Source organism: Paenibacillus planticolens, from assembly GCF_013141725.1.
Taxonomy (GTDB): domain Bacteria; phylum Bacillota; class Bacilli; order Paenibacillales; family NBRC-103111; genus Paenibacillus_E; species Paenibacillus_E planticolens.
Map to the genome: position 1 here is coordinate 389,069 of NZ_WHNZ01000007.1, position 12,635 is coordinate 401,703.

General features: G+C 45.9%; 13 protein-coding genes. 9 read left to right on the top strand and 4 right to left on the bottom strand.

Annotation, left to right across the window (positions count from 1 at the left end; genetic code table 11):
* Positions 1-334 precede the first annotated feature (334 nt).
* Positions 335-1,525 (bottom strand): cohesin domain-containing protein, encoded by a 1,191-nt coding sequence (locus GC097_RS02215; RefSeq protein WP_171681703.1) that lies wholly within the window; start codon positions 1,523-1,525, stop codon positions 335-337.
* A gap of 341 nt (positions 1,526-1,866) precedes the next feature.
* Here GC097_RS02215 and GC097_RS02220 point away from each other — a divergent pair, with 341 nt between their 5' ends.
* Positions 1,867-2,493 (top strand): C40 family peptidase, encoded by a 627-nt coding sequence (locus GC097_RS02220; protein WP_171681704.1) that lies wholly within the window; start codon positions 1,867-1,869, stop codon positions 2,491-2,493.
* Positions 2,494-2,552: 59 nt separating this feature from the next.
* Here GC097_RS02220 and GC097_RS02225 read toward each other — a convergent pair whose 3' ends face one another.
* Entirely contained in the window at positions 2,553-3,968 is a 1,416-nt protein-coding gene (locus GC097_RS02225) for a glycoside hydrolase family 18 protein (RefSeq protein ID WP_171681705.1), read from the bottom strand.
* Positions 3,969-4,158: 190 nt separating this feature from the next.
* Between GC097_RS02225 and GC097_RS02230 the strand changes: the two genes are divergently transcribed.
* From GC097_RS02230 to GC097_RS02240, 3 genes are read left to right on the top strand one after another with little or no spacing between them, the layout of a single operon-like run.
* A complete protein-coding gene (locus tag GC097_RS02230; protein ID WP_171681706.1) occupies positions 4,159-4,953 on the top strand; it encodes a DUF6492 family protein in 795 nt (264 codons plus the stop codon).
* The gene (locus GC097_RS02235; protein ID WP_171681707.1) at positions 4,950-6,062 is read left to right on the top strand and encodes a glycosyltransferase; all 1,113 of its coding nucleotides are present in this window, start codon (positions 4,950-4,952) and stop codon (positions 6,060-6,062) included. Before GC097_RS02230 ends, GC097_RS02235 begins: the two co-directional genes overlap by 4 nt.
* 33 nt (positions 6,063-6,095) lie before the next feature.
* Positions 6,096-7,436, top strand: a complete 1,341-nt coding sequence (locus tag GC097_RS02240) for a sugar phosphate nucleotidyltransferase (protein WP_171681708.1) — start codon at positions 6,096-6,098, stop codon at positions 7,434-7,436.
* Between the two features lie 160 nt (positions 7,437-7,596).
* Here GC097_RS02240 and GC097_RS02245 read toward each other — a convergent pair whose 3' ends face one another.
* Positions 7,597-8,550 carry an NAD-dependent epimerase/dehydratase family protein gene (locus GC097_RS02245; RefSeq protein WP_171681709.1) on the bottom strand — a complete coding sequence of 318 codons (954 nt, stop codon included), beginning with the start codon at positions 8,548-8,550 and terminating at the stop codon, positions 7,597-7,599.
* Positions 8,551-8,933: 383 nt separating this feature from the next.
* Between GC097_RS02245 and GC097_RS02250 the strand changes: the two genes are divergently transcribed.
* From GC097_RS02250 to GC097_RS33825, 4 genes are read left to right on the top strand one after another with little or no spacing between them, the layout of a single operon-like run.
* Complete coding sequence (locus tag GC097_RS02250) at positions 8,934-9,035, top strand: sporulation protein YjcZ (RefSeq protein WP_171681710.1); 102 nt, start codon at positions 8,934-8,936, stop codon at positions 9,033-9,035.
* 48 nt (positions 9,036-9,083) lie between these two features.
* Positions 9,084-9,194 (top strand): YjcZ family sporulation protein, encoded by a 111-nt coding sequence (locus GC097_RS33815; RefSeq protein ID WP_216625613.1) that lies wholly within the window; start codon positions 9,084-9,086, stop codon positions 9,192-9,194.
* 47 nt (positions 9,195-9,241) lie between these two features.
* On the top strand, positions 9,242-9,352 hold the full coding sequence (locus tag GC097_RS33820) for a YjcZ family sporulation protein (protein ID WP_216625613.1): 111 nt from the start codon (positions 9,242-9,244) through the stop codon (positions 9,350-9,352).
* 48 nt (positions 9,353-9,400) lie between these two features.
* Entirely contained in the window at positions 9,401-9,511 is a 111-nt protein-coding gene (locus GC097_RS33825; RefSeq protein WP_216625613.1) for a YjcZ family sporulation protein, read from the top strand.
* Positions 9,512-9,591: 80 nt separating this feature from the next.
* On the opposite strand, the gene GC097_RS02255 is transcribed toward GC097_RS33825, so the two are convergent.
* Positions 9,592-11,553, bottom strand: a complete 1,962-nt coding sequence (locus GC097_RS02255; RefSeq protein WP_171681711.1) for a glycoside hydrolase family 127 protein — start codon at positions 11,551-11,553, stop codon at positions 9,592-9,594.
* A gap of 144 nt (positions 11,554-11,697) precedes the next feature.
* On the opposite strand from GC097_RS02255, the gene GC097_RS02260 reads away from it, so the two are divergent.
* Positions 11,698-12,591 (top strand): AraC family transcriptional regulator, encoded by an 894-nt coding sequence (locus GC097_RS02260; protein WP_171681712.1) that lies wholly within the window; start codon positions 11,698-11,700, stop codon positions 12,589-12,591.
* The last annotated feature ends 44 nt before the right edge of the window (positions 12,592-12,635 follow it).

The window sequence follows — 12,635 nt, forward strand, 5'->3', positions numbered from 1 at the left end:
ATGCGGACATCCGTTATTCATTCATCCTCGGACACCTCCCTTCCAAAAGATGATTGTTGAAACAAAATAGTATCAATCATATTCATAATAACACAATGAATTCCAGAACCTACTTAAGAATACTCCTATAAACCTTGAAAATTCTCATATTTCCATGATAATAGCGATCAAACTGTTGTGCCATCGATGACTTCTGTTCCGATACTCCATGTATCATTATATCCACGCCAACTTGCAGCGTCATGACGAAAATCAATAGCAAAAAATCCTGATCACGCTAAGAGCAAATTTGCGCTTAGTTAGTGACCAGGATTTTATGAACACCTATTCGATCCTAGTTTGCGGCTAAATACTCATCCAGGATGATTTGGGCCACAGCAGCCAAGTCAAGGATGTCGATAACCCCATCCCCGTTAATGTCACGAGATTTGTACTCATTCCAATCCGGGTCGTTGCTTGTTTTGCCATAAGCCGCTGCGACAAGGGCAATATCGCCGATGCTTACTTTCTCATCGCCGTTCACATCCCCTGGAATACTTGGTTTGTCAGGATTGACCGCACTCGCAAAGGTTTCCAGCGCCGTCGTAAGGGCAGTTACCGCAGCATCCACGTTAGCTTGTGTGCTCGACGAGCTGTCGGCAACCGCTTTAGCGGCATCAATAGCTGTAAACAAAGCAGCTTTCGAACCTGCCTTGTATTGACCTGGAAGTGTGCCTTCCACTGCACCGTCATGCTTAGTTTGCGCTTGCGCAATCAGATCAAGTAATGGCTGTTTGTTTACTGGAGCGCTTTGAATCACGATTTCACTATGATTTTCAGCGTTCAAGGAAGTCTCTACACCTTCACCGTTAGAAACGACTACGTTCGTTAATTGAACAGCAGCTGTTCCAGGCTGTGCATTAGCTTTCACTTTCCAGTGCAGCTTGATCAAATCTCCATTTGCCGCATTGGCATTCTCTTCTCCAAGAGAGGCTGCAAGGATGCGCACTTTACCTGTTTGCTTGGAGATGTCGACAACGGAAATCTTGTTCTCTTTGAGTGAAACGGCTGAATCAAACTCCAGCTTATCCGAATCAAAGGTTAATGTAATATCCTGTGCGTAGATCCCTCCTGCAACGTATCTTAAGCCATACGTCAGATCAAAGGATCCGCCTGGATTGACGGTTGCTGTTCCGTTCAAGACGGCTGCAGGCTTCTCTTCCACATTGCCGAGAATCGTGATGAGGATTTCACCTGTATAGGTGGTGCCATCCGAGGCAGTCGCAATAACTTTCACGATGCCCGGCTTAAGTGCAGTTACGACACCGGTATTACTAACGGCTGCTTTATCCGTAGCGCTTCCGTTCAATTCCGTTACCGACCAATTGACCTTCGGATAACCGGCGGCCAAGTTAATCGTATCCCCTACCTTCAGGACAACACTGACATCAATACCTGCAGCGCCAGCGGCATCCGCGGATTTTGGAATCGAAATTAGATTGAGGAACACAAAAAGAGCAATAATGGCTAATCCGACTTTTTTCATATGTTTTCAACTCCTTACAAACCTTTGTGTTTGAGCGTACTCATTTCCAGCGTGAAAGATTCATAACATCCTTAATTTTTGAAAGTTAGTTCCTCCTTTACCGTTGCACATTGCTGATCAAGTGACAAGGTGTAACATATAATTTACTATATGCTACGTATTGTATCACGAGATTTACGGAATGTCACTACAGCGTTTACAATCCCTATTTCACGAGATTTCTAAGCTTTCGGAGACATCCATAATTTACCCGTATTCTCTAGCATTGCGAGTCTGCTAGAATAAAAAGCACGGTGGAAGAAAGAACTTTCAGACGAACGAAATCTTCTAGGAGGTAACGAATGAAAAAAGTTATTCTTACATCAGTAATCGCGGCTAGCTGTTTATTTGGTGGAATCGCTTATGCAGCGCCATCCAATACTTACATAGCCACGGATGCAGATACATTTTGGACAATTTCCCAAAAAACCAACGTTAACATTACAGCACTTATGGCAGCCAATCCGCAAGTTAATCCGACTAATATTTATCAAGGCCTTGTTATTCAGCTTCCTGCTGCCGCTTCGCAGAAGCAAAGCTGGGAGGCCAAGGCGGATGCGATCATCGCAACCGGCATGAAGCAGCTCGGCACACCGTATGTTTTTGGCGGCAGTACGCCTGGCATCGCTTTTGACTGCTCCGGCTTTGTGCAATACGCCTTCAACCAAAATGGCTTCAATCTGCTTCACTCCGCATCGTTAATGAGTCAGATGGGTACGCCCGTTGCTAAAGACGAGCTGCGCAAAGGAGACCTTGTTTTCCTGGAAGGGACCTATACCAGCGGTGTTTCCCATGTAGCGATTTATCTTGGTGATAACAAAATCCTTCAAGCAGGCACTATCGGAACGAGAGAAGTCAAAGTAAGTACGTTGTTCGGCACCCCTTATTATGATTTGCACTATTGGGGCGCTCGCCGTCTCATTCCATAACATCGATAAGCCAAACAGCCCTTCCAAGTAAATTGGATAGGGCTGTTTTCACGCCTGCGTCATAGGAGCTTGCGAACATGGAAATTATCTTCGAGCAGCGGCCAGTTTTGCGGGAACGGATAGCCCAGTACCCAATAACTCACTCCTCTTAAGTTATAGGACGTAACGAGGTTGAACTTGGCTTGAGTACTTCTCGCATCCTCAAACCAAACTTCATGTGTACGCTGCTTATCGTCGGCATATCGATAGTAAGGGGTCTGCGACACTTGATCGTATTTGATCTCCGCTCCATGTTTGATAGCGCGACGCACGGCTTCCTGCATACTGAACGTTTCAGCCTGCTGTCCTTTGACGTGTGGGAGCAGCCAATCGCGTGCGTAAAGCTGGAAACCCATAAATATTTTCTTTCTCGGGATGACCGTGACTGCGTAGTCAAGAACGCGCCGTATTTCGTTGATAGGCGATATGGCCTGAGGAGGACCGAACCGGTAGCCCCATTCATACGTCATGAGGACGACAAAGTCCACTATCTCTCCGTGCGCTGCATAATCGTGGGCTTCGTAAAGCAGCCCCTTTTGTTCAGAGCTAGTTTTGGGGGCAAGCGCGGTTGAGACAAAAAAACCTTTCTCATGAAGCCTGAGGACAGCCAGTCGAAGAAACTGATTATATGACTCACGGTCGCTTGGATACACATTCTCAAAATCAACATTTAAACCGCGGTAACCTTTGGTTTCCATGATCGTTATGATATTGGTCAACAGCTTATTTTGAAGCTCTGTGCTGGACAAAATGGTATGGGCCAGCTTGGAGCCGGTTTCCGTTGCGGAAAAGTTGGTGATCGACATGACCGGTACAACACGCTTATCGTACGCGGCGGCAATAAGCGCCTGATCATCTGCCGGTTCCAGAGTCCCATCATCCTTCATACGGTACCCAAAGGGACATACGTAAGTTAAATGTTCTCCGTCCTCCCGTACTTGCCTTGCAGCTGTTTCCCCGAAAACGTTCGTATAAGCGTTGACATCGATGGTCATTTTCTGCTTTTCCGGAATTTTCAAAATTTGACCTGACGAAATAAGATTCGCATTCGTAATCCCATTCGCCTGTGAAATGGCCTGCATAGAAACGCCGTAGTGGTGAGCGATGGCCCAAAGAGTCTCGCCCGGCCGTACGGTATGGCGCAATACCGGAATTACTAATACTTGCCCCGGCCTCAGTTGCCCGACATCGCTTATTGAATTTGCCTGGGCAAGGGCCTCTACGCTTATGCCATAGCGGCCGGCAATCGTCCCCAGACTGTCTCCTGACTGCACCACATACTCGGGGTAAGGCTCCGGAATAAGTAACGCTAAGCCGATTACTAAATGATTGGGGTCCTCCAACCCGTTAACTGCAATTATTCGATTGATTGAAACCCCATATCGCTCAGAAATCTGCCACAGATTTTCTCCTTTTTGCACTACATGGATTTGCACGGTTTTACCTCGCTCTCACATTAATTTCTATAGTTACATTATTCCGCTAATGTCTATAGCGAACTAGGCGAATGTCACCTCTTATGCCTTCTGGGCTTACTTCTGTGTTTTTTTTAATCCCATTTAACCCATTCCTTTTCATTCTCCTGACATAAGATAATCCATACATTTAATTTGTGGAGATGAGCAAATGACAACCCCTATTGATGTGTTAATCCCAGCGATTGAGAAGGATCTTGGGACACTCCCGCTTGTTATTGATGCAGTCAGGAAACATGTGAAGCACCCTATTAGAGAAATCATTATTGTGGCTCCTTGGAAGCAAAGAATTATTGATCTTTGTTCGAAGAAAGGATGCCGATTCGTTCATGAAGATACGGTTCTCCCGATAACGAAAAAAGACATTCACTATGAATCCAAGTCCTGGGATCGGTCTGGCTGGCTTTATCAGCAGCTGCTAAAGCTAGGCGGCGATAAGTTGTGCTCGTCAAAGTACTACATGGTCATTGATGCCGATACCGTACTCATTCGTCCGCACGTCTTCAAGGTTGGTAACAAGACCGTGTTTTACTGCAGAAATTGGAGTCAAGGCGAATATTTCAACACGTACAAAAAATTAATGGGAAGAAACCGCTCAGCCCGGCTATCCTTCGTTACCCATTACATGCTGTTCGAGAAATCAAAAGTAAAGCAGTTGAAACAAACGATTGAGTCTAAACATAACAGAAGCTGGTACTCCGCGATCATGAGAAGCATGAACAAAACGAAACAATTTGCTTTCTCTGAATTTGAAACGTATGGAAACTTCCTTTATGGATCTGCGCCTAACAAAATGATTTTGAAGCCCGCAATGAATAAAAGCTTACATTTAAGCACGAACCAAATCTCACATGCAAGAATGGCTTCCCTGGCAAAAACATACAGGTCCATTTCCTTGCACAAGCGTAAAGGCTATCTTAAAACCATTAAGTCGATGCCCAAATGAAACCTTATTCTGTAGTCTGGAAAGGACCTGTTCACAGAACAAGCGGTCTCGGCCGTGCAAGCAGATCTTATATACGATCACTAAAACGGCAAGGTGTTGCGGTTAGCGTAAGTGCTACCAAGCATCCCTCCAAAGGCAAAAAGGCGCTTATTTTTCACTACATTCCTACCCGCATGAAATGGAAGATCGAACGAAGCCGTTTTGACCCTATCCTGTTGAATACCGTTTGGGAAACAAGCAAGACTCCCAAAGGCTGGCTTCCTCATATGAATAAATTCGATGCGGTTTTTGTACCCTCTCAGCATAATAAAAAAGCACTCAAGCATAGCGGCGTCAAAGTCCCGATTTATATTGCTCCACATGGCGTAAACACCAAGGAGTTTCGTCCGAATAACAAAAAGTTTCATTTGCCGGATGCGGCGGGCAAGTTTACGTTCGTATCTGTCTTCGGCTTCCAGCATCGCAAAAATCCAGAAGGCTTGCTAAGGGCCTATTGGGAAGAATTTTCGTCTAAAGATAACGTTATTCTTGTTATCAAAACAAACGGATACGCCTCTTATGAGAATGAGAAATGGATTAAACACAAAATATCGCAATACAAAAAAAGACTGGGTATCCGCAAAAATACAGCCCCTGTGGTCATTATCGGCAGGCGACTCAGAGAAAGCCAGCTGAAAGGGCTATATACGCTCGGTGACGCCTTCGTCCTCCCTACCCGCGGCGAGGGTGTCGGATTGCCCTTTCTTGAAGCGCTGGCGAGCGGCGTGCCGGTCATCGCGACAGGTTGGGGCGGGCAAATGGATTTCCTTACACCCAACAATTCGTTCCTGATTCCTTATCAGCTGAGGAACCCGTCCGTAAGCATGAAAAGTCCGCATGCCATCTCTAGAAAGTTCAGCCATCTGTTTGCGCAAAAGGGACAACAATGGGCGGAGCCGGATCTGCACAGCTTAAAAAAGATTATGAGGAAAGCGTACGAGAATCCCGGGCTTTGTAAAGCAAAAGGACGCCAAGGGAGATCCGATATGTCTCATCAATCATGGAATCGCGCCGGGGCGTTAATGAAGCAGGCGATTGAACGTGTCATTCGCTCCAAGAAAGAAAGATGAAGGGGGATGCTTCCCAAGAAAGGAGTATTTGGCTTGCGTATTGTACTATTGTGCGGGGGATCTGGAAAAAGGCTTTGGCCTTTTTCCAACGAGATTCGCTCTAAAGTGTTTCTAAAGCTCTTGAAATCCGAAGACGGTGTCCTTGAGTCGATGATTGAACGAATATGCAGACAATTGGATGAAGTGGGACTGCTTCAATCCACTTGTATCGTGACTCATCAAAGTCAATTGGAAATTACGCGGAACTATGTTGGTGAAGGCATCCCTATCCTATGCGAGCCTTACAAAAGGGGTACTTTTTCAGCCGTCGCTTTAGCTGCAAGTTATCTTCATGAGAACATGCACGTGGATCCGAGTGAAACGATTTGTATTCTTCCAGTGGATACTTATGTAGATACCGCGTTCTTCCGGCTGCTTCACCGCTTTCCCGATGTTCTTGAACATTCTAAGGCAGATCTTGCACTCCTCGGAACCAAGCCTAATGCGCCATCCAATCAATTCGGCTATATTGTTCCGGTTCAGCCCAAAGAGAATGATGAATATTCTTTCGTCCACCATTTCATAGAAAAGCCGGATGAGCAAACGGCCAGTCGCTTAATCGAAGAGCAAGCGATGTGGAACTGCGGTGTATTTGCATTCCGCTTGAAATTCATGATGACGTTTTTGAAGGATAAGGGACATCCAGTTCAAGTGGAGAATTGGCTTGCTGCTTACGAACATCTTGCCAATGCAAGCTTCGATCGGGAAGTCGTTGAGCTCACGAAGCCTGCGGTTGTAATGAGATATGAAGGAAATTGGAGCGACCTGGGGAGTTGGACGGCGTTAAGCGTTCATTTCGAGGAAAGTGTTATCGGATCCGGACGTATATCGGATGATTCCGCCAATACCCATCTTATTAATGAACTTCCCTACCCCATTGAAATTATTGGCATCCCGGATATCATTGTTGCGGCAAACTTTGACGGCATTTTGATCGCTAACAAGGATAAAGCCAATCTGATTAAGGAAAGGCTCGCGCAAACACCACAGATTCCAATGTATGTAGAGAAAAGTTGGGGTTCTTATCGGATCCTGAATTATTGGAAAAATGAGATGGGAATCGAAGCCATGATCAAAATCGTGAAGTTCACCCAAGGAAAGTCTACAAGTTATCACCAGCATCTCCAGCGGAAAGAAATGTTGACGATTTTGTCTGGCACCGCAGAGATCCTCATGGAGGAAAAACGGTATCGGCTGTTGGCGGGCGATGTATTACAAATACCAGCAGGCCTCAAACATGGCATCAAGGCCGTTACTGATCTTGAGTTGCTGGAAGTCCAGTTAGGTCATGAGCTTGCACAAGAGGATACGATTCGTTTTGCAGTAAATTGGTAGAATGTTATGCTTCTGCGGTCAAAATAGTGGGAAAATTCCCCTATAATTTGCCCGCGGAAGCTTGTTCAGCTCCATTTAGCCGGAAAAACTCCCTCTATTTGCACCGATTTCGAGAGACTCTACGAAATCCGGTCAAATTAACGGGAGTTTTTCCTTTTATTCAAGAGGAACCCGAAGATTTTGCACGACTATTCCACTCAGCTACGACATCTGTAATGCCAGATTGAATCGTCGGGAATTGATAGGAAAACCCGGCCTTCTTCAATTTCTCATTAGAGAAATTAGTATGGGATGTCGCATATTCGGTTAATACCGGCCCAAGAAGCAGCCGGCACAACCAGGTAGGAACATATCGCTTTTTCTCCCGCACCTTTAGTGCTTCCGCGGATAGTGTGGTAATATCTCCGCTCCTAATCGGCTTATCGTCTACGAGAATATAACTCTCCCCCGGCTGCCCTGCTTCCAACAAGAAAAGAAAGGCTCTAGCGCAATCTTGTACATGGATAGGAGAAAATAGTGGATTATGCCCCTTCAGACCAATGACCGGCTTATTCTTTGCAAGCGGCTCCAGAAACAGCTGCGGGAACCAAGAATCCGCCCCGTACACTTGTCCGGGAAAAGCAGTAACAATCGGAACTCCTTTGTTGACATACCGTGGCAGGATATCGACAGAAGGCGAGATATAAGGCCCCCAGCCTTTAGGTTGAGATCGAAACGTTTCGATTGCTGGATCCCCTTCGCCAGCATCACCCAAATAACTGGTGCCCGCTATATATATCAGTTTTTTAAGCCGTTCCGCGTTGATATTATCCAGCAGTCGAACTGTCATGTCGTAATGCCCTTTTTGATAGTTTTGGGCGACCTTCGTTGTAACCTTTTTTCCCCATGTTGGCGGCGCAGCTAAGTGAATGACATACTCAGCGTCTGCCAGCTCCTTTTGCCAGTCACCCTCTTCCAGCAGATCGCCGACCAAGGTTTTTGCGCCTTTACGCTGTAGTTCATCGGCTTTCTTCGCGTCTCTTGTCAACACAGTAACTGGATAGCCTTGCTGCAGAGCCACGTCAACCGTTCTGCTTCCGATATACCCGGTACCGCCTGTAATAAAAATCGACATCTTTCTACCCACCTTTTCCATAACTATCACATATAGTTCTCCAAAAACAAATGTTTTCCTTTTTTTGTAAGACTAGTTTGCAAAATTTGGCGACAATTGGGTTACGCGGCTTGGTCCTTGTCGGTCATAGCGGCCGTTATATTCGCGAAAAGCATCGTGTCTCTCTGCTGACGGACAACAGAGTTCTTATTTGCCAATTTTCGGGATAAATCAGTCTCCAAATGAGCAAGTATCAGCGCTGATGTCCGTTACATTTCAATACTAGACTCCAAATCGCCTTGTCGAGCAATTAGGTAAAAAGATCTGATTATTTCGTCCAAGCATTTAGTTTAATAGGTTCGTACTCTATATAGTCATCACATTTTGAATAGGAGGTCATGTGAATGGGTTACACGGCTGGTTATGGGGTAGGCACTTCTTCAACAGCAATTGTTCTTGTTCTTTTCATCTTATTAGTTATTATTTTAACGGCGTTTAGTTTTTAATGAACTGAAAATGATATGAAATCAACTTAAATGAAAAGAGGAATTTGAATGGGCGTTGGTGTGGGAACAACAGGAGTAGGGTATGGCGGTACGAATGCAGCTGCAGTTTTGGTTCTATTCATACTATTGGTCATTATTACGATGACATTTGCTTGGTAAATGCGATTTCTGAGAATGATTATGGTTTATGAAAGGAGGAGCTGACTATGGGTGTTGGTGTCGGAACAACAGGCGTAGGATATGGCGGTACGAATGCTGCTGCAGTATTGGTTCTTTTTATTTTATTAGTGATTATTACGATGACATTTGCTTGGTGAATCTGGATTTTGGGAATTGATAACGGTGTAGGAAGGGAGGATTTGGATATGGGAGTTGGTGTAGGAACAACAGGAGTAGGATACGGCGGTACGAATGCTGCTGCAGTCTTGGTTCTCTTTATTTTATTAGTGATTATTACGATGACATTTGCTTGGTAATGGATTAATATTACCTTCCAAATAATGTGTTATGAATAATGCCCTCTCTCGTCCGTAGACGGGTGAGGGCTTTGGTTATTTTACTGCTCTTTTACCCAAACGGTCATTTCACCGCTCCCACGATTCGCCCATGCATAGTACGGGATAAACTTCAGAGCGACTTTGTTCATATAAGTCTCCGCATTATCCCGATATAGATGGTCTCCCCATCCGCTCGACTCCAGCCGTTTTCCTCGCACGTTGATGGTCTGAATGCCACCCAAAAGCTCATCTTCGAATCGCGTCTCATCCTCAGACTCTGTCTCTCGCTCTACAAATACGCGGTGCAGGGACGAACCGTTATCCGCCTCTTCCAAGCAATATACCAACGGTCCGCGCTGCAGCGCAACTTTCCCGATGTTTGCACGAACGTTAGGATGCCCGATCATCCTGCCGACTTGCATAGGCAGAACAAGCTCTACGCGATCTCCCGGCTGCCACGTTCTATTGATATACGCATAGCCATTCGTACAAACTTCCGCAAGTGAAATCGTTTCCCCTTGCACATGCAGCTTCGCTTCCCGGCACCATTTCGGGATACGCAAAGCGAGGGTGAATGCCACTTCCTTCTCAGTCTCAATTTGAAATTGGGCGAGACCTTCCCAAGGAAATTGAGATTGCTGAACGATCTTCACCTGCTGCCCCTCAATATCTACGGAGGCCTGGTTTCCAATATATAGGTTTGCGTAAACAGTGCGACCTTGGATATTGTAAATATATTGGCCTAAAGAAGCGAGCAATCGCGCAATGTTCGGCGGGCAGCAGGCACACCCGAACCATCCTTGCCGCTCTGCCTTCACATGGTTCACAGTGTGATTTTTACCGATGGCCTCGGGCCATACTTCCAGCGGGTTCACATAGAAAAACCGCTTGCCGTCCCGCGACATTCCAGAGATAACGGTGTTGTATAAAGCCTGCTCCATGACGTCGGCATACTCGCTATTCGCTTCGATCTGCAGCATGCGCTGGGCGAAAAAAATCAATCCGATCGAGGCGCAAGTCTCCGCATAGGCGGTATCGTTAGGCAGATCGTAATCGAGCGAGAACGCTTCACCATGTTCCATAGAGCCTATGGCTCCTGTAATGTACATGCGTTTGCTGACCATGTTTCTCCACAATCTGCGGCAAGCCTCGAGAAGTTCGGTATCACCGGTTGCCGCAGCGACATCGGCCATTCCCGTACACATGTACACGGCGCGAACCGCGTGACCCTCTGCCGTTTGTTGTTCCCGAACCGGTACATGCGCTTGACTGTAAGCTCGGTCATGAACGATGTCCAACATCGGAAAGTGTACCTTCATATTGCGTTTATGGAATTCCTTCTCATAAAAGCTCGGCTCTTTCCCTCTCTCGTCCAGAAAAAATTGACTGAGACTCAAATATTTTTCATTTTGTGTGACATTGTACAGCTTCACAAGCGCTAACTCAATTTCTTGATGTCCGTCGTAACCGTTGATTTGATCGGGTCCATTACCAAATACTTGATCAATGCAATCCCCCAGACGGCAGGCAACGTCAAGCACTTTTCGTTTTCCTGTCGCGTTGTAATACGCCACAGCTGCTTCGATGAAGTGGCCTGCGCAATAAAGCTCATGGCATTCCGCCAGATTCGTCCATCGGCTTTCAGGTTCTTTAAGTGTGAAATAAGTGTTCAGGTAACCATCCTTATGCTGCGCCTTATCGATGATGTCGATGACCTCATCGGCCAATTGTTCCAGCTCGGGATCTGCTCCGGTCTCCAATAAATAGCCCACCGCTTCGAGCCATTTCGAGACATCGCTGTCCTGAAATACCATTCCGTAAAATTCACCGGTTTCCAAACCAGCAGCAATTTTAAAATTTTTAATCGCGTGGCTTGGCGCCGCCCCTTCTACTCGGTCATTTAAGGCTTCCCATTGATAAGGCACGACGACTTCTCGAACCAATCGGATATAAGCCGACCAAAAATCATCCGTAATCTGCACATCTTTCAAAGATAAAGGCCTGGAGATGGATATGCTCATGAGTTGAATCCCCTTTACTATAGAAATAGGCTCGCTTTTGATTAGCGCTTTCATGAATATCATACATGGTGTAAGATGGTAATTATATAGCATTTTACAACCAGTTTTTTAAAAATTACAACCTTATCACAGGATGGTTAACCAATGAACTTTTCACCGGTTCTTCATTTTATTTCACCCCCCGTTCCTTACTTTCTTGATTGCGGACGTGCTATTTATCGTAAAGGTGAACAGCACATCAATAGGAACCAAATCGGCGTATTTGATTTGATTGTCGTGACGGACGGTTCCTTGCATGTTGGCGAAGGCTCACAGGAATGGACGCTTCAGAACGGAGATGCGCTCATCTTAAGGCCTGACGCGAACCATTACGGCACGTTGCCGTGCCAAAGTGAATCGAGTATTATCTGGATTCATTTCCAAACCTTCGGCGCATGGGAAGAATGCAGCAGTATGAAGGTATGTCTGGAAAATCGGAATACGCTCATCAACGATCATAAGCACAATGCCTATTTGCATCACAGTGAGGTATGTTCGATCTTTATTCCGAAGTTTATGAAACTGTCACAAAAAGCATTGGACATCCTGGATCAGTTTTTCTTGTTGGATGAAGAGCCGCGATCGCTGCGCAATTGGAAAAGGCAAACCGTATTTCAGCAATTCATGCAGCTGATCGACCGGGATCTGGCTTTGGCATCCGATGTCTCGGCGATCCATCTAGCCGAAAAAATTGAACTGTTTATTCGCCAAAACTTCGCCCAGAAAATCACGAATCCCGTGCTGCAGCAGGAACTCAACTATCACCCCAATTATTTGGCAAAATGTATGCTCAAAGTGTACGGCGTCACGCCGATGGATTACCTGTGCCAGTACCGCATCGAACAAGCGAAAAAACTCCTGATCCAAACGAATTGGTCGATGACACGCATCGCTGAGGAAGTTGGATTCCAGTATGGGTCCTACTTCTCATCCTGTTTCTCCAATCAAGAAGGTATCTCACCGCTTAACTTTCGGAAAAAGTTTATTAGAGCTACGTAATGAATGCAGAGGATCTGCGTCATATTCCCATAGCCGCCAAAGGG